Origin of the sequence: Sodalis sp. RH14, assembly GCF_047324285.1 — a bacterium.
Taxonomy (GTDB): domain Bacteria; phylum Pseudomonadota; class Gammaproteobacteria; order Enterobacterales; family Enterobacteriaceae; genus Acerihabitans.
The window spans coordinates 5,513,391-5,529,092 of record NZ_CP178739.1 but is presented as its reverse complement, the minus strand read 5'-3'; the positions used below and the strand labels follow the sequence as shown (position 1 = coordinate 5,529,092).

General features: G+C 59.3%; 16 protein-coding genes. 12 read left to right on the top strand and 4 right to left on the bottom strand.

The window, feature by feature from the left end:
* Positions 1–35: 35 nt before the first annotated feature.
* Positions 36–1,457, bottom strand: coding sequence for a signal recognition particle-docking protein FtsY (ftsY, locus tag ACL2XQ_RS25185; RefSeq protein ID WP_413739819.1), 1,422 nt, complete (start codon positions 1,455–1,457; stop codon positions 36–38).
* 227 nt (positions 1,458–1,684) lie between these two features.
* Between ftsY and rsmD the strand changes: the two genes are divergently transcribed.
* Together rsmD and ACL2XQ_RS25175 are read left to right on the top strand one after the other, a co-directional pair.
* Positions 1,685–2,293, top strand: coding sequence for a 16S rRNA (guanine(966)-N(2))-methyltransferase (gene rsmD, locus ACL2XQ_RS25180; protein WP_410013069.1), 609 nt, complete (start codon positions 1,685–1,687; stop codon positions 2,291–2,293).
* Entirely contained in the window at positions 2,283–2,570 is a 288-nt protein-coding gene (locus ACL2XQ_RS25175) for a DUF1145 family protein (RefSeq protein WP_410016695.1), read from the top strand. The genes rsmD and ACL2XQ_RS25175 overlap by 11 nt, the downstream gene beginning before the upstream one ends.
* A 16-nt stretch (positions 2,571–2,586) precedes the next feature.
* On the opposite strand, the gene ACL2XQ_RS25170 is transcribed toward ACL2XQ_RS25175, so the two are convergent.
* On the bottom strand, positions 2,587–2,910 hold the full coding sequence (locus tag ACL2XQ_RS25170; RefSeq protein ID WP_410013068.1) for a DUF1820 family protein: 324 nt from the start codon (positions 2,908–2,910) through the stop codon (positions 2,587–2,589).
* A 225-nt stretch (positions 2,911–3,135) separates the two neighbouring features.
* On the opposite strand from ACL2XQ_RS25170, the gene ACL2XQ_RS25165 reads away from it, so the two are divergent.
* On the top strand, positions 3,136–3,762 hold the full coding sequence (locus tag ACL2XQ_RS25165) for a lysoplasmalogenase (RefSeq protein ID WP_410013067.1): 627 nt from the start codon (positions 3,136–3,138) through the stop codon (positions 3,760–3,762).
* Here ACL2XQ_RS25165 and tusA read toward each other — a convergent pair whose 3' ends face one another.
* Positions 3,763–4,005, bottom strand: a complete 243-nt coding sequence (gene tusA / locus ACL2XQ_RS25160; RefSeq protein WP_410013066.1) for a sulfurtransferase TusA — start codon at positions 4,003–4,005, stop codon at positions 3,763–3,765.
* A gap of 181 nt (positions 4,006–4,186) precedes the next feature.
* On the opposite strand from tusA, the gene ACL2XQ_RS25155 reads away from it, so the two are divergent.
* The 3 genes from ACL2XQ_RS25155 to ACL2XQ_RS25145 all read left to right on the top strand — a co-directional run bounded on the left by ACL2XQ_RS25155 (position 4,187) and on the right by ACL2XQ_RS25145 (position 5,973).
* Complete coding sequence (locus tag ACL2XQ_RS25155; protein WP_413739818.1) at positions 4,187–4,852, top strand: 7-cyano-7-deazaguanine/7-aminomethyl-7-deazaguanine transporter; 666 nt, start codon at positions 4,187–4,189, stop codon at positions 4,850–4,852.
* Between the two features lie 47 nt (positions 4,853–4,899).
* Entirely contained in the window at positions 4,900–5,334 is a 435-nt protein-coding gene (locus ACL2XQ_RS25150) for a GNAT family N-acetyltransferase (protein ID WP_410013064.1), read from the top strand.
* An 81-nt stretch (positions 5,335–5,415) separates the two neighbouring features.
* The gene (locus ACL2XQ_RS25145) at positions 5,416–5,973 is read left to right on the top strand and encodes a DcrB family lipoprotein (RefSeq protein WP_410013063.1); all 558 of its coding nucleotides are present in this window, start codon (positions 5,416–5,418) and stop codon (positions 5,971–5,973) included.
* Between the two features lie 25 nt (positions 5,974–5,998).
* On the opposite strand, the gene ACL2XQ_RS25140 is transcribed toward ACL2XQ_RS25145, so the two are convergent.
* A complete protein-coding gene (locus tag ACL2XQ_RS25140) occupies positions 5,999–7,213 on the bottom strand; it encodes an MFS transporter (RefSeq protein ID WP_413740552.1) in 1,215 nt (404 codons plus the stop codon).
* Positions 7,214–7,622: 409 nt separating this feature from the next.
* Between ACL2XQ_RS25140 and aegA the strand changes: the two genes are divergently transcribed.
* The 6 genes from aegA to ACL2XQ_RS25110 all read left to right on the top strand — a co-directional run bounded on the left by aegA (position 7,623) and on the right by ACL2XQ_RS25110 (position 15,694).
* Positions 7,623–9,635 carry a formate-dependent uric acid utilization protein AegA gene (gene aegA / locus ACL2XQ_RS25135; RefSeq protein WP_413739817.1) on the top strand — a complete coding sequence of 671 codons (2,013 nt, stop codon included), beginning with the start codon at positions 7,623–7,625 and terminating at the stop codon, positions 9,633–9,635.
* 18 nt (positions 9,636–9,653) lie between these two features.
* Positions 9,654–10,181 (top strand): 4Fe-4S dicluster domain-containing protein, encoded by a 528-nt coding sequence (locus tag ACL2XQ_RS25130; RefSeq protein WP_410013061.1) that lies wholly within the window; start codon positions 9,654–9,656, stop codon positions 10,179–10,181.
* A gap of 161 nt (positions 10,182–10,342) precedes the next feature.
* On the top strand, positions 10,343–11,626 hold the full coding sequence (locus ACL2XQ_RS25125; RefSeq protein WP_413739816.1) for an acid phosphatase: 1,284 nt from the start codon (positions 10,343–10,345) through the stop codon (positions 11,624–11,626).
* Between the two features lie 239 nt (positions 11,627–11,865).
* Positions 11,866–13,368: a glycine betaine/L-proline transporter ProP gene (proP, locus tag ACL2XQ_RS25120; RefSeq protein WP_410013059.1), complete on the top strand. Its 1,503-nt coding sequence runs from the start codon at positions 11,866–11,868 to the stop codon at positions 13,366–13,368.
* A 96-nt stretch (positions 13,369–13,464) separates the two neighbouring features.
* Positions 13,465–14,394, top strand: coding sequence for a LysR family transcriptional regulator (locus tag ACL2XQ_RS25115; protein WP_413739815.1), 930 nt, complete (start codon positions 13,465–13,467; stop codon positions 14,392–14,394).
* A gap of 103 nt (positions 14,395–14,497) precedes the next feature.
* Complete coding sequence (locus tag ACL2XQ_RS25110; protein ID WP_413739814.1) at positions 14,498–15,694, top strand: MFS transporter; 1,197 nt, start codon at positions 14,498–14,500, stop codon at positions 15,692–15,694.
* Positions 15,695–15,702: the final 8 nt, after the last annotated feature.

Genomic DNA, 15,702 nt, shown 5'->3' with positions numbered 1-15,702 from the left:
CCTCTCGGGCAAAATGGACCCTGTTGGGCAACCAATCAATGTTCTTGTGTAACATCCCGTGAAAATAGCGCCTCAATAAAATCCGGGGCGTTAAACGGCCGCAAATCCTCAATGCCCTCGCCCACGCCGATATAACGGATCGGGATACCGAACTGGTCGGCCACCGCGAAGATCACGCCGCCTTTGGCGGTACCGTCCAGTTTAGTCAGGGTAATGCCGGTGAGCGGCACCGTTTCGTTAAATAACCGCGCCTGGCTGACGGCGTTCTGGCCGGTGCTGGCGTCCAGGGTCAGCATAACCTCATGGGGGGCGTCGTCGTCCAGCTTTTTCATGACCCGCACGATTTTCTTCAGTTCATCCATCAAATGGCTTTTGTTCTGCAGGCGCCCGGCGGTATCGGCGATAAGGACATCAACGCCGCGGGCCTTGGCCGCCTGGATGGCATCAAAGATGACCGATGCGGAATCGGCACCGGTGTGCTGGGCGATAACCGGGATCCGGTTACGCTGGCCCCAGACCTGCAGCTGCTCCACCGCCGCCGCGCGGAAGGTGTCGCCGGCCGCCAGCATCACGGTTTTGCCCTGCGCCTGGTACTGGCGCGCCAATTTACCGATGGTGGTGGTCTTGCCGACGCCGTTGACGCCGACCATCAAAATGACAAACGGCGTCTTGCCGCCCACGTCCAGCGGCCGATCGACCCTGGCGAGGATGGCGCCCATTTCTTCTTTTAATTTGACGTAAAGCGAGTCCGCGTCCTTCAGGTGCCGGCGGTCGGCATGCTCGATAAGGCCGGCGATAATCTTGCGGGTGGTTTCCACCCCCACGTCGGCAATCAGCAATTGTTCTTCAAGCTGTTCAAACAAATCATCGTCTATTTTCTTACCGGTAAACAATCCGATAAATCCGGATCCGAGGTTTTGTTTGGTCTTGAGCAGCCCCCGCTTCAGGCGGGCGAAAAAACCTTCCCGGGTCGGGCGTTGCTGCTCGGTCAGGGGCACGCCGCCGGCCCCGTCGATCTCCGGAACGCCGACGCTATCCTCGTCGCGCCAGGCGAGATCTTCCGCGGCCGCCAACGCCCCTTCGCCGGGACGGACGTCTTCTGCGAGGGCCAGGCCTGATTCGCCATATCCGGCGCGATCCCCGTCGGCCACGGTGATATCGTCCTGCGCCGGCGGTTGCGTATCTTCGGGACGGACATCTTCGGCAAGGGCCAGACTCGCGTCATCACGCCCGGCGTGGTCGCCCTCCGTTTGTCGCGCCGATACCTGTTCGGTGATATCGACGATATCCCGTGCCGTATCGCGAGCCGCCGCCTCGCCGGCCGGGGGCGATGACGCGGCGGCGTCATCGGCCGCGATCGGCGCATCCTGGTCAACCGGTTTTTCCTGTTCCGGTTCGTCATCCTGCCGCTTAATGCCTAACCAGGAAAGGAAACCGCGTTTTTTCTCTTTTGCCATTTGCGACTACACTCCTCGCCGAAGAATCATGGCGGATGAATAACGTGACTGATAAACCTGATAGTTTATCACCTTCGCGGCCGCTCAACACGCCTGGCGTTGGCTTTTCCCCGCCGTCGGCGAACAAGAGCGAATTAACATTCCCCAAGCGTCGCCGGCCCGGTAGAATAGCCGGCAACAGACCCTGACCCGGTTTTTTGACTGATTTGGCGAACAATAAGACATCTATGGCAAAAAAAATCCCTTCGCGTCCTGCCGGGCAAATCCGCATTATCGGCGGTCAATGGCGCGGGCGTAAACTGCCGGTGCCGGATAGCCCGGGGCTGCGCCCTACCACCGACCGGGTGCGGGAAACGCTGTTCAACTGGCTGGCGCCGATGATCCAGGGCGCGCGCTGCCTGGATTGTTTTGCCGGCAGCGGCGCGCTGGGCCTGGAGGCGCTGTCCCGTCACGCCGGCGCCGCCACGCTGCTGGAACAAGACCGATCCGTAGCCGCCCAGCTGGATAAAAACATGCAGTTGCTGGGCGCCGCCAACGGCCGGGTTGTCGTGACCGACAGCCTGCGCTGGCTGGCGCAGCCGGGTACCCCGCACGATCTGGTCTTTCTCGATCCCCCTTTTCGCCGCGGGCTTATCGGCCAGACGGTGCAATTACTGGAACAGCATCACTGGCTGGCGCCCGGCGCCTGGATTTATCTCGAGACCGAAACGGAAAACCACGACGTCGCGACGCCCGCGCACTGGCGCCTGCACCGCGAAAAAGTCGCCGGCCAGGTGGCCTGCCGGTTGTACATTCGTCAAGATGGCCCCTTTCAGGAGCGACATGATGTGGATTAATCTGGGCCGTTTACTGATGTTGCTTATCTGGGGATTCCTGGTGTTTAACCTGATCCATCCCTTTCCGCGCCCGTTAAAATATTTTCTTGATATCGCCATGATTTTTATGGTGATTATGCACGGGTTACAGCTCACGCTGCTCAAAGCCACCCTGACCCGCGACGAACCCAAGCTCAGCCGTCTTTTCCAGGCGCGCATGTTTTTATTCGGCGTATTTGAAATGCTGGCCTGGCAAAAGAAACAACGCGCGCAAAAGCCGGCCGGCCTGGATAAATAGCGCGCGGGACGAGCGCTTAAGAGGGTTTTTTGCCGGGAAAATAGGGGAACGTGGTGACATTATCGCCAAGATCGGAAATACGCGCGCTGCCTTTTTCCGTCACGACATCAATGCGGATCACCGCGTGCAGCGGAATATAGCTGCGGCTGACGCCGGCAAATTCGGTTTTCAGTTTTTCTTCGGACGGGTCGACCAACACGGCGCTTTGGCTGTAAAACACAAACTCGCCGATTTCGATAAAGCCGAACATAGGGCTTTGGCTGAGTTCGCGCACATAAAGCTGATAGTTTTTGCCGTTATTGATAAATTGAATCCGATATAAGGGCAGTTCGCTGCTCATAACCCGGCTATCTCCCACATTTCTGGGTAATTGTCATTTGCATGGAAAAATTCTGGCGCTAACATAGCATAAAGCGCCGTAACAACACACTCAGTCCCTAAATCTGGGTTAAACCCATATCGATCCCCTACACTGAATTTACGATCGTCATAATTTCTCTGCGCTAATCGTACCAAATGAGACATCAGGGAACGCCCCCTCACTGCACATAAGGATAAAAACACTATGCTCTGGTCATTTATCGCTGTCGTTTTTTCAGGTTGGTTGTTTGTCGACGCCACCTATCGAGGCCCGGTATGGCAACGCTGGTTATTCAAGCCGGTTACCCTGCTGCTGCTCCTGGCCCTGGCGGCGCAGGCGCCGGTGCTGACCGTCGCCGGTTACCTGATTATCCTCGGCCTGGTGGCGACCATGGTCGGCGATGCGCTGCTGCTGCTGACCAATGAACGCATGATGTACGTTATCGGCGCCTATTTCTTATCGTACCTGCTGTATACCATAGGGTTCGCCAGCCAGATGACCTTTACCGTCTTCTGGCCGCTGCCCGTGGTGCTGCTGATTATCGGCGCGGCGCTGATTGCCGTGCTGTGGTCGCGCCTGGCGGAGCTGCGCTGGGCGATTTGTACGTATATCGGCATGACCCTGCTGATGGTATGGATCGCCGGTGAACAGTACTTTGCCCGCAGCACCGATCACAGTTTTTCACTGCTGGCGGGCGCGTGCCTGCTGCTGCTGACCACCGTGCTGTGGCTTATCAGCCATTTCCGTTACCCTTTCGGGGCGGCGAAAGCGGTGATTGCGGCCAGTTATTTCGCCGGCCACTTCCTGATTGTGCGGTCCCTGTATTTTTGATTAGCCTTTGCGCAACAGATAACGGTAGGGTAATTCCCCGGTCGACTGCGCCAGCAGGGCATGTTCCATGTACCGGCAGAAGCCGGGAATGTCGCGGGTTGTGGCCGGATCGTCGGCGATGACCAGCAGCGTTTGGCCGGTTTGCATCTGGCGGACGGTTTTACGCACCATCATAACCGGCTCAGGGCAGCGCAGGCCCTGGGCATCAAGGGTGAGGTCGGCATCGGCAAAGCAGTCAGACATAAAATTTCCAGCGTTCGTGAGTCTGTGCAAGCTTGGCTGAATTTGATGATAAACTCAACGGTTGCATTTTAAATACAAGCAGGTATTATGCGCGCCGCGCCCATAAGTGGTTAATTAATAGCTGAACGGCGCATCTCTTGTTCTGGGTTCCCTCACCCCATTTATCAAAAAAAGGCCATATATGTTCAAATTTACCCCGCGCCAGCGGCTGCATGCGCTGCTCTGGCTGGCGCTGTTCCACATTATCATTATCACCTCAAGCAATTATCTGGTGCAGTTGCCGATTGCTGTTTTCGGCTTCAAAACCACCTGGGGCGCCTTTACTTTTCCTTTTATCTTCCTGGCAACCGACCTGACGGTACGGATATTCGGCGCGCCGCTGGCCCGCAGGATTATCCTGGCTGTAATGGTGCCGGCGCTGGTGATCTCCTATATCGTTTCATCGCTGTTTTACCAGGGGGAATGGCAGGGTATGGCCGTGCTCGCGCAGCTTAATCTGTTTGTCGCCCGCATCGCCTGCGCCAGTTTTATGGCCTACGCCCTGGGCCAGATCCTGGATGTCCATGTCTTTAACCGGCTGCGCCGCGGTTTTCCGTGGTGGGTGGCGCCGGCGGCCTCCACGCTGCTTGGGAATATCAGCGATACGCTGGCGTTCTTTTTTATCGCGTTTTATAAAAGCACCGATCCGTTTATGGCCGCGCATTGGGTGGAGATCGCCTTGGTGGATTATAGCTTCAAGCTACTGATAAGCATGGTGTTTTTTCTGCCGATGTACGGTATCTTGCTGAATATGCTGCTTAAACGGATGGCACGGCCGGGCAATAACGGATTTCTCCAACTGAGTTAACCTCCATATTGCGTTATTCTTGGCTTACTCGCTTTTGGGAGATTGCCATGATAATTAACCACCGTACCGCCAGCGCGAAAGAGATCCATCTATTGTATGCTCAGTTGCCGGAGCTGAATGCGCACCACTCCCTGATGGATATCGAAATGCGGCTGCAGCACCGGCCGCATCAATTGCTTATCGCCGAGATCAACGGCCGCCCCGTAGGCTTTATTGCGGGATATGCCCTTAATGCCGGCGAATTTCACCTGTGGCTGGCGGGCGTTTTGCCCGATTTCCGCCGTCAGGGAGTGGCGCGGGCGCTGCTGGCCGCGCAGGAAACATGGGCAAAAGCGCAGGGATATCACACCATTAACGTAAATACGCGCAGCAGCTTCCAGGGGATGCTATTGTTTCTTATATCAAATCATTACCTGCCGACGCGGAACGGAACGCAGGATGATGAAGGGGAAAATCAGGTTTGGCTTGAGAAAAAGTTATGACAATCAGTTGGTTGCCTTTCCCAAGCGCATCGGATTATAAACAGCTGAACGGCTGAATAAATGGAGTCATTAAGGAAATTTATGCAGAAAGCAGCGAAGTATCTCGGCATCGGTTTACTGGTTTTCGGGCTGGCGGCCTGTGACAATAAAAACGATCGCAACGCCACGGTCGACAACGGCGCGGCGCATAGCCAGGCACAAACCAAAGTCAGCCTGCTTGACGGCAAGCTCACCTTCGCCCTGCCCGGGGATATGAGCGATCAGAGCGGCAAGGTGGGCACCCAGGCCAATAATATGCACGTCTATGCCGATGAAACGGGCCACAAGGCGGTGATCGTCATCCTCGGCGATAATACCACCGAAGGGCTGGATGTACTGGCCCAGCGGCTGGAAGATCAGCAGCGCTCGCGCGACCCGGACCTGCAGGTCGTCACCAATAAAGCCGTTACCGTCAATGGCCAAACGTTTCAGCAGCTGGACAGCATCGTCTCCAGCGGCGGCAAACCGGCCTATTCGTCGGTGGTCATCGGCCGGGTGGATAATCATCTGCTGACCATGCAAATCACCCTCCCCGCCGAAAACCAGCAAACGGCGCAAACCGCGGCTGAGTCTATCCTCAATACCCTGGTGGTAAAATAAACCGTCCGGCCCCCGCGGGCCGGCTCTAACGCGCCTGGCCGGACGCGTGGTTGCGCAGCACCCGCCGCCTGAGCGACAGCGTCATCAACAGTGCCAGCAGCACCAGCAGGGCGGCTGAAAGATAAATCGACGAAACGCCTGCATGGGCCATCAACACGCCCGCCAGCGGTCCGACGATACCCAGCGATAAATCCATAAACGCGGTAAAGGTGGCCAGCGCGCTGCCCTGGTTCTGCGGCGGCACTTCCTTCATCGCCACCACCCCCAGCGCAGGGAAAACCAACGAGAAACCGGCGCCCGTCAGGAACGCGCCCACCTCCGCCATCCAGGGCGAGCCTGAGAGCCACACCAGCAGCAGGCCGGCGGCTTCCACGCTAAAACAGGCCATGGAAACCCGTAATCCGCCATAGCGGTTAATACTGTTGGGAAAAAATAGCCGGGTGCCGACAAACGCAACGCTGAACAGCGTCAGGGCGAAAGCGGCGCCGTCCCAGCCTTTATCGCCATAAAACAGGGTAATGAAGGTGGCGATCACGCCAAACCCGCAGGACGCGAACGCCAGCACCAGCCCGTAACGCCAGATAAGCCCCACCACCGCGCTAAAGGGAATCTGCTTACCGGTGGCGGTCTTCACCGGCGGTTTGCGCACCGCCGCCATAATCGCCAAGGCGCAAACCACAATGATCGCCGCCGCCATTAATCCCAAGCCGCCCAGATAGTACAACCATACCCCCAGCGGCGCGCCTACGGCCAGGGCGCCGTAGCTTGCCACGCCGTTCCAGGAGATCACCCGGCCGATATGCAGCGAGCCGACCGCGCCCACCCCCCACAGGGTGGCGCCGGTGCCGACAAAACTTTGCCCGATGCCCAGTATCACCCGTCCGGCGCATAACAGGATTAACGCCGCGACCGGCAGGGCGTCGCCCAGCAATGACAACAGGTAAAATACCCCGCTCAGCAGGCAGCCGAACAAGCCCAACACCACGATGCGCTTCGGCCCGACCCGGTCGGCATAACGCCCGGCCCAGGGACGGCTCAGAAGGGTAGCGAGATATTGCAGGCTGATCACCAGGCCGGCCCAAAACGCACTGTAGCCCATATGGTTATGCACATAACCGGGCAATACCGCCAGCGGCAGGCCAATGGATAAATAATTCACGAAGTTGAAGACAACGATGGAGAGAATATTCAGATTAAGACGCCATCCGCTGGCGGCCTGCTGAGGTGAAGAACCAGGCATCGACATCATACTCACGGCAAAGGGCGGCTGTACCGGGACCCGCCCGGTGAACAAATAATTAACAAGTATAACGAAATGTCCCCGGGCGATCATGGTGGCGATGCCTAAATTTCCAGACATTTGCCCAAAAAAGCATCTTTTGCCGACCGGGCGATACCTGAAAATCCGCGCCCTCCCGCCTTGGGCATTTACCCCAACGACCGCCGGTTTATTTCACGACCTGCACAAAACGGCTGCATCCAGGTAGCAAAAGCAGCGAACTTTCGCCTTTCGCCGAGAAAAAAGATTGCATTAAAGAAACAGTAACCATTATAAAGATAGGGCTATTATTTTGGCGGCACGCCCGTACCGGCACGGGCAAAATACCTATAACGCTGCGCCGTGGGGCCTACCGCGGCAGGAAAGACGTATGAACCGATTTATCGTGGCAGAGTCAGAAACCTGTATCGGCTGCCGCAGTTGCGAAGTGGCCTGTGTTGTTGCCCATCATGGCGGCCAGTTCCCCAGCAAACGCGAATACTTTACGCCGCGGCTTAGGGTCATCAAGGGCACAAAAGCCAGTATCGCGGTTTCCTGCCATCATTGCGAAGACGCCCCCTGCGCCAGCGCCTGTCCCAACGACGCCATAGTGCGCAGCCATGATTCCATCCAGGTATTGCAGGAAAAATGCATCGGCTGCAAAAGCTGCGTTATCGCCTGCCCGTTCGGCATGATGACGGTGGTGACCGAGACCGTACAGCCCGCCAGCCAGCGTCTGGCCGAGGCCTATGAAAGAACCGAGGCGCAAAAATGCGATTTGTGCGCGGCGGAAAATTACACGCCCGCCTGTGTCGGCGCCTGCCCGACACAGGCACTGACATTGGTGGATGAGCAGGAGATCGCCGTGCGTCAGCAGCAAAAGCGCTTCGCCGCCGCGTTAAAAGATCCCGCCAGCTACCTGCTGGCCGGCGCACGCCCGGTCAGCTCGCCGCCCGCAAGCCAGGCGCGCAGCCGGCATCCCAGGGTTAACCTGCTTGATATGCCGCGCACGCCCAGGCTGGAAGCGGCCAAAATCCCGCTTGAACAGCGCAAAACCAGTTTCGCCGAAATCTACCAGCCGTTTAACGAAACGCAGATTGGCGAACAGTCCGAGCGCTGCCTTAACTGCGGCGAACGCACCATTTGCCAGTGGACCTGCCCGCTGCATAACGCGATTCCACAGTGGATTAAGCTGGCCCATCAGGGACGGATCCTGGAAGCGGCCGAACTGAGCCACAAAACCAGCAGCCTGCCTGAAGTCTGCGGCCGCGTCTGTCCACAGGATCGCCTGTGCGAGCAGTCCTGTACCTTAAACGACCGCCAGGGAGCGGTGACCATCGGCCATATCGAGCGTTATATTACCGAAACGGCGTTCACTATGGGCTGGCGGCCGGATATGTCGCAGGTGATACCCAGCGGCAAACGGGTGGCGGTCATCGGCGCCGGACCGGCCGGCCTTGGCTGCGCCGATATCCTGGTACGCAACGGCATTACGCCGGTGGTATTCGACCGGTACCCGGAAATCGGCGGGCTGCTGACGTTCGGCATCCCGGCCTTTAAGCTTGAAAAAAGCGTTATGAGCCGCCGGCGCGAGATTTTCAGCGCCATGGGCGTCGAATTCCGGCTCAATACGGAAATTGGCCGGGATATCACCATGGAGCAACTGTTAAGCGAGTTCGATGCGCTGTTCCTGGGCGTCGGCACGTACCAGTCGATGCGTTCCGGGCTTGACAACGAGCAGGCCGAAGGCGTGCTCGACGCCCTGCCTTTCCTGATCGCCAATACCCGCCACCTGATGGGATATCCCGATACCGACGAGCATACCTATATCAGCCTGGAGGGTAAAACCGTGCTGGTGCTGGGCGGCGGCGATACCGCCATGGACTGCGTGCGGACGTCGCTGCGCCACGGCGCGCGCCAGGTGATCTGCGCCTATCGCCGGGATGAAAAAAATATGCCCGGCTCTAAGCGCGAGGTAAAAAACGCCCGTGAGGAAGGGGCGGAATTTATGTTCAACCAGCAGCCGCTGCGCATTGAAGTCGACGGGGCGGGCCGGGTTACCGGCGTCACCATGATAACCACCGCCATGGGCGAACCGGATGAAAACGGCCGGCGCCAGGCGGTGCCGGTGGCCGGCTCCGAGCATTTGATCGCCGCCGACGCGGTGATCATGGCGTTTGGGTTCAAGCCGCACCGCATGAACTGGCTGGCGGATCATAACGTGGTGCTGGATAAGCAGGGACGGGTCGTGGCGCCCACGGTCTCCGGCTATCCCTACCAGACCAGCAATGCCAAGATTTTTGCCGGCGGCGACATCGTGCGCGGCGCCGATCTGATCGTGACCGCCATCGCCGAAGGGCGCAAGGCCGCCGAAAGCATCAGCTGTTATTTGCATGTGCGCTAAGGGCGGCGGGAGCGAACGATGAACCAGTTTATTATCGCCGACAGCAGCCAGTGCATCGGCTGCCGCACCTGCGAGATCGCCTGCGCCACGGCGCACGGCGGTGAACGCGGCATCAGTCCGCAGAATTTTGCGCCGCGCCTCAAGGTGGTCAAAACCTCCCGCATCACCACGCCGGTGCTTTGCCGCCAGTGCGAAAACGCCCCTTGTGCCAACGCCTGCCCCACCGGCGCCATTCGTTATCTCGACAATAGCGTCCAGGTGCTGCAGTCGTTATGCGTCGGCTGCAAATCCTGCGCGCTGGCCTGCCCCTACGGCATGATTTCCGTTAGCGCCGTCTCCGTGGCCGCGACCGCGACCCGGCCGGCGTCGTATCGGGCCACGGCGCACAAATGCGATATCTGCAGCGGGCGCGCGCGGGGACCTGCCTGTGTCGAAGCCTGTCCCACCGGCGCGCTGGAACTGATGCGCGCGGACGAATTGGCACGCCGGCTGCGGCAAAGGCAGCGGGATGCGGCCAACGGCGCGCTGCCCGGCCTCGGTGGATAATATCGCGGCCGCGGCCGGGTTGAACTGATGCCCGCGCCATGGCGGCAAACCGCCTTTTATCGCCAGTGCCCCGCTGACATTAAACTGTCATAAATCCGGCCTAGTTTTATTTCGTGATGTTAATTGCTTTTCCCCCGCGAAATAAAACAGAAGGATTCGCCATGCGCTCTCTCACTTCCCTGGTTATCGCCTCCACGGCGATATTATTTATCGGCCCGGCCCTGGCGCAGTCCACGACCCTGGATCCGCGCCGCACCGTCGCCATCGTCGACGCCACCACGCCGGCCAGCCAGGATCCGCAATTTGTCGCCCTTGAGCAGCGTATCCAGCAGGACTTGCGCCAGGCCCTGCAAGGCGGCGCCGCCACGCTGGCCCGGTCCCAATTGGACAAAGCCAAACAAACGCCAAAACAAGCGGATAAGCAGTGGCTGGCCGCCAGCGGTTATGATTTTGCCGTCAAGCAGAACCAGCAGGCCGACATCGCGCTGCTGGAGGAATTCACGCGGTTATCGCCGGCGGTACAGGCGCAAAGCCTGGCCACGGTCACCCAGATTAACCGCGACGCCACCCAGGGACAGCGCCGGCAGGCGCTGGTGGACGCCGAAGGGCAGAATTACCTGTTTTTCCTCGCCGACGCGTTGGGCCCGCGCCTGGGCAAAGCCTTTCTCGACGCCTATGAAAAAGGCGAAATCGCCAAGGCCGCCGCATTAATCAAAAACTCGGAAATCAGTACCTCGGCCGCCAAGGATCATTTTAATTATGACCGGCCCTTTTTACGTCCGGCCAATCAAATCCATCTGGTGCCGGACGACAGCGTGGTAAAAGACGGCCATCCTTATACCGCCACCGCCGGCGCTTTTCCCAGCGGCCATACCAATACCGGTTATACCGATGCCCTGCTGCTGGCGGAGATGCTGCCCGAGCGGTTTGTGCCGCTTCTCGATCGCGGCGCCCGTTACGGCTATTCCCGTATCGTGCTGGGCGTACATTATCCATTGGATATCATTGGTTCGCGGATGGTTGCCGAGCGCAACGTGGCGCATTTCCTGAATGACGCGCCATACCGCGCGCTGTTCGAGCAGGCCAAAAGCCAACTGCGCGGCGCGCTGGAAAAAGAATGCGGCATGGCGCTGGCGGCTTGCGCCCAAAGCGACGCCGGGAGCGACCCCTATCGCGATAGCGCCATGACGGCGTTTTATCGCTATACCATGACCTACGGCCTGCCGGCGCAGAAAACCGCCGCCAGGCCCGTCAGCGTGCCCGCGGGCGCGGAGGTGCTGCTGGAAGCGCCGCTGCCTGGCCTTTCCGGCGCGCAGCGACGCGCGTTGCTGGTAAAAACCGCCCTGGCGGACGGCTATCCCCTGTCCGGGGGCAACGGCGAGCAGAATTTTTGGCAACGCCTTGATTTACATGACGCGGCGATCGGCACAGCGGCCCGTCGATAAAGGCCGGCGCGGCCTCCGCCCCATTGCGGCAATCCGGCGGCGGATCAAACCTGCGGAATAAAACGCCAAAAATGCCGCCATTGGCGCCAACCAGGCCGCTAAATTGACGAAATGAACGATATATTCTGCCAGCCTGGTCATTTCACACTATACTCCTCGCGAATTTAGTCCTACCGGCATCATGGCATAGTGACTGTCCAGGCTGTCGGGAGAGCGCTTATGGACCGAGGAACCGAGCAATGCTATTAAGAAAAAAACGCATGAAACCCATGCGAATACAAGACATCACGATCATCGACGACGTGAAGCTCAAAAAGGCCATTACCGCGGCCGCGCTGGGCAACGCCATGGAATGGTTCGATTTTGGCGTATATGGTTTTGTCGCCTACGCGCTGGGACAGGTATTCTTTCCCGGCGCCAATGCCGGCGTGCAGATGATCGCGGCGCTGGCGACCTTTTCGGTGCCGTTTTTGGTCAGGCCCCTGGGCGGCCTGTTTTTTGGCGGGCTGGGCGATAAGTTTGGACGGCAGAAAGTGCTGTCGGTAACCATCATTATTATGTCGGCCAGTACGTTTTGTATCGGTCTTATCCCTTCTTACGCCTCGATTGGCATCTGGGCGCCGATCCTATTGCTGACGGCCAAACTGGCGCAGGGGTTCTCGGTAGGCGGCGAATATTCCGGCGCAGCCATCTTTGTCGCCGAATATTCTCCCGATAGGAAGCGTGGTTTCCTCGGCAGTTGGCTTGATTTCGGCTCCATTGCCGGCTTCGTGTTGGGGGCGGGTTGCGTGGTGTTTATTTCCAGCATGGTGGGAGAAGACAATTTTATCAGTTGGGGCTGGCGGATTCCGTTTTACCTGGCCGCGCCGCTGGGGCTTATCGGCATCTATCTGCGTAATGCCCTGGAGGAGACGCCCACCTTTCAGCAGCATATCGATAGCATCGATAAAGACGCCAAAACCACCCTCCAGGCGCCGCCCAAGGTGTCCTTTCGCGAGATAGCCACCACCCAATGGAAAAGCCTGCTGAGCTGCGTAGGCCTGGTTATTGCCACGAATGTCACCTATTACATGCTGCTGACCTATATGCCGAGCTATCTGTCCCATAGCCTGCATTATTCGGAAAACCGCGGCGTACTGATTATTATCGCCATTATGGTGGGCATGCTGTTTGTGCAACCCCTTATCGGCCTGATGAGCGATAGGTATGGACGCAAACCTTTTGTGATTGGCGGCAGCATCGGGTTGTTTATTTGCGCTATTCCCTGCTTTATCATGATCAACAGCGGGATTATCGGGCTAATTTTCCTGGGACTCTTGATCCTGGCGGTATTGCTGAACGCGTTTACCGGCGTGATGGCCTCTACCTTGCCGGCCATGTTCCCGACGCATATCCGCTATAGCGCGCTGGCCATTTCGTTCAATATCTCGATTCTGGTGGCGGGCCTGACGCCTACGCTTATCGCCTGGATTGTCGAGGAGACGCGGAATCTGTATATGCCCGCCTATTACCTGATGCTGGTCGCCGTTATCGGCCTGCTGACGGGGCTGTATATGAAAGAAACCGCCAACCTGCCCCTGAAGGGCGCCGCGCCGGCGGCCTCGGACAAAACGGAAGCCAAGGAACTGTTGCAAGAACAATACGATAATATCGAGCAACGTATCGAGGATATCGATAGTCAAATCAAGGAGCTGGAAATCAAACGGCAGGCGCTGGCGGTTCAGCACCCCCAAATTGATTAGCGATGCCCCCGGGGCGCACCTCACCCGGCACTGGCGGATTACGGCTTAAGACGGGTAAACTGCGGGCAGTGATATCCCATTCCCCGGAGGAATAGCGTGGATCGATTAGCGGCGATGGAAGCTTTGGTCTATGTCGTGGAAACCGGCTCTTTTTCCGCCGCCGCCCGCCGGCTTGCCATCGGCCAGCCGGCGGTATCCAAGACCATCGCGCAACTGGAGGAGCGGCTCGGCGTCAGGCTGCTATTGCGCTCGACCCGCGGCCTGACCCCCACCGCGGCGGGCGAGGAGTATTACCAGCGCGCCAAACGGGCCATCGACGACATCAATGACGCCGATGCGTCGGCGCGCGGCGCGGGCCACGGTTTGACCGGCCGGTTGCGGATCTGCGCGCCGGTGACCTTTGCCCGGATGAATGTCTTGCCGCACCTCGGTCTTTTTTTGTCCCGTCATCCCGAACTGCACGTCGACGTCGTGCTTGATGACCGCAATATCGACCTGATTGCCGAAGGGATCGACGTGGCGCTGCGCCTGGGCGCGCTCAGCGACTCCAGCCTGATTGCGCGCAAGCTCAGCTCGGCGCCGCTGCAGATTGTCGGCACGCCGGCGTATTTTGCCCGCTGCGGCAAACCCGTTAAACCGGAGGATCTCCTCGGCCACCAGGCGGTGGTCTACACCCAAAGCCGGGGCGGCGGCGCGCGATGGGTTTTTACCCGTGGCGAAGAGACGCGCACCATCAATGCCCAGGGACGGGTACAGGTCTCGGCCGCAGAGGGTATTCGCACCCTGGTGCGCTCGGGCGTTGGCCTGGCCATGGCATCGCTTTGGATGTTCGCCCCGGAGCAGGCGCGCGGCGAAGTGATCACGGTGCTCGACGACTGGCATCTGCCGATGATGGATTTGTGGGCGGTATTTCCCACCGGCCGTCTGGCCAGCGCCAAGGCGCGCGCATTCGTCGAGTATTTCGCCGCTATCCTCGGGCCGGGGCCCGCCGCCGCGCTGTACACCACCTATTCCCCAGCGGAATAAAAGCTATCGATTCCCGCGGTCTACCGGCGCATTCCGCCGACCGGTAGTCTTAACGTCAACGGTCGTCGCGGTGGCGACGGCATTTCACTTGACGGAAAAAATCATGTCTATTGTAACCAATGCCTCCCAGAGGCAAACCGGCGTCATCAGCCAACTGTTGATTTTCGCCATGGCGGCGGCCAGCGGCATCGCCGTGGCGAATATTTATTACAACCAGCCGATGATGGTGGTGATCGCGGCGAGTTTTCCCGGTCAGTCTGCCCCGGGCCTTATACCGACCATCACCCAGCTGGGCTACGCGGCCGGGCTGCTGCTGCTGGTGCCGCTGGGCGATTTGTTTGAACGGCGCCGGCTGATTGTGCTGCAGTTCCTGATGCTGGCGCTAGCCTCGCTGCTGGCGGCGTTCGCGCCTACGGGCTGGACGCTGCTGGGCGCGTCGCTATTGCTGGGCATTGGCGCCACGGCGGCGCAGCAGATCGTGCCGGTGGCGGCGACCCTGGCCTCTCCCGCCCGGCGCGGCGCGGTGGTGGGCAGCGTGATGAGCGGGTTGTTAAGCGGTATTCTGCTGAGCCGCACCCTGGCCGGCCTAGTGGCCGAATATGCCGGCTGGCGCGCCATGTTCCTGCTGGGCGTGCCGCTGGCGCTGCTCGGCGCGCTGCTGATGTACCGCATGCTGCCTAAAACGACCGCGACGGCGCACGCCGCCCTGAGCTATCCGGCGCTGATGGCTTCCCTGATCCACTTATGGCGCGAAGAGCCGCGCCTGCGCCAGGCGACCCTGACCCAAGCCGCGCTGTTTGCCTCTTTTAGCGCCTTCTGGACTATCCTGGCTATTTATCTGGATCATTCGGCCTACCATCTGGGATCCGGTATTGCCGGATTGTTCGGGGTCGTGGGCGCGGTGGGCGTATTTGCCGCTCCGGCCGCCGGCAGGATGGCCGATCGCCTCGGCGGACGCCCCGTGATTATCATGGGCGCCGCGCTGACGCTGATTGCCTGGCTGGTATTTATGGGCTGGACGTCGCTTATCGGCCTGACGGTCGGTGTGATTTTGCTCGACCTCGGCGTACAGAGCGCGCTGGTCGCCAACCAGCATGTCATCTACGGTCTGCGGGAAGAAGCCAAGGGACGGGTAAACACCCTGTTTATGGGCGGCATGTTCCTCGGCGGCACCCTGGGCTCCATGGGCGCGATGATGGCCTGGGAACGGGCCGGCTGGCATGGCGTGGGCTATTTTGCCATCACGCTGGCAATCCTGGCCGGCGTCTTTATGGCGGCTACGCCGCGCCATAGGGTGTAAAATAACCC

What these genes read in the sequence shown, in the direction of transcription:
- rsmD (WP_410013069.1), top strand. Translation starts at nt 1,685, where the DNA reads ATGGCAAAAAAAATCCCTTCGCGTCCTGCCGGGCAAATCCGCATTATC.
- ACL2XQ_RS25170 (WP_410013068.1), bottom strand. Translation starts at nt 2,910, where the DNA reads ATGAGCAGCGAACTGCCCTTATATCGGATTCAATTTATCAATAACGGC.
- ACL2XQ_RS25125 (WP_413739816.1), top strand. Translation starts at nt 10,343, where the DNA reads ATGCGCTCTCTCACTTCCCTGGTTATCGCCTCCACGGCGATATTATTT.
- ftsY (WP_413739819.1), bottom strand. Translation starts at nt 1,457, where the DNA reads ATGGCAAAAGAGAAAAAACGCGGTTTCCTTTCCTGGTTAGGCATTAAG.
- ACL2XQ_RS25140 (WP_413740552.1), bottom strand. Translation starts at nt 7,213, where the DNA reads ATGCCTGGTTCTTCACCTCAGCAGGCCGCCAGCGGATGGCGTCTTAAT.
- ACL2XQ_RS25145 (WP_410013063.1), top strand. Translation starts at nt 5,416, where the DNA reads ATGCAGAAAGCAGCGAAGTATCTCGGCATCGGTTTACTGGTTTTCGGG.
- proP (WP_410013059.1), top strand. Translation starts at nt 11,866, where the DNA reads ATGCTATTAAGAAAAAAACGCATGAAACCCATGCGAATACAAGACATC.
- ACL2XQ_RS25165 (WP_410013067.1), top strand. Translation starts at nt 3,136, where the DNA reads ATGCTCTGGTCATTTATCGCTGTCGTTTTTTCAGGTTGGTTGTTTGTC.
- ACL2XQ_RS25155 (WP_413739818.1), top strand. Translation starts at nt 4,187, where the DNA reads ATGTTCAAATTTACCCCGCGCCAGCGGCTGCATGCGCTGCTCTGGCTG.
- ACL2XQ_RS25110 (WP_413739814.1), top strand. Translation starts at nt 14,498, where the DNA reads ATGTCTATTGTAACCAATGCCTCCCAGAGGCAAACCGGCGTCATCAGC.
- tusA (WP_410013066.1), bottom strand. Translation starts at nt 4,005, where the DNA reads ATGTCTGACTGCTTTGCCGATGCCGACCTCACCCTTGATGCCCAGGGC.
- ACL2XQ_RS25130 (WP_410013061.1), top strand. Translation starts at nt 9,654, where the DNA reads ATGAACCAGTTTATTATCGCCGACAGCAGCCAGTGCATCGGCTGCCGC.
- ACL2XQ_RS25150 (WP_410013064.1), top strand. Translation starts at nt 4,900, where the DNA reads ATGATAATTAACCACCGTACCGCCAGCGCGAAAGAGATCCATCTATTG.
- ACL2XQ_RS25175 (WP_410016695.1), top strand. Translation starts at nt 2,283, where the DNA reads ATGTGGATTAATCTGGGCCGTTTACTGATGTTGCTTATCTGGGGATTC.
- aegA (WP_413739817.1), top strand. Translation starts at nt 7,623, where the DNA reads ATGAACCGATTTATCGTGGCAGAGTCAGAAACCTGTATCGGCTGCCGC.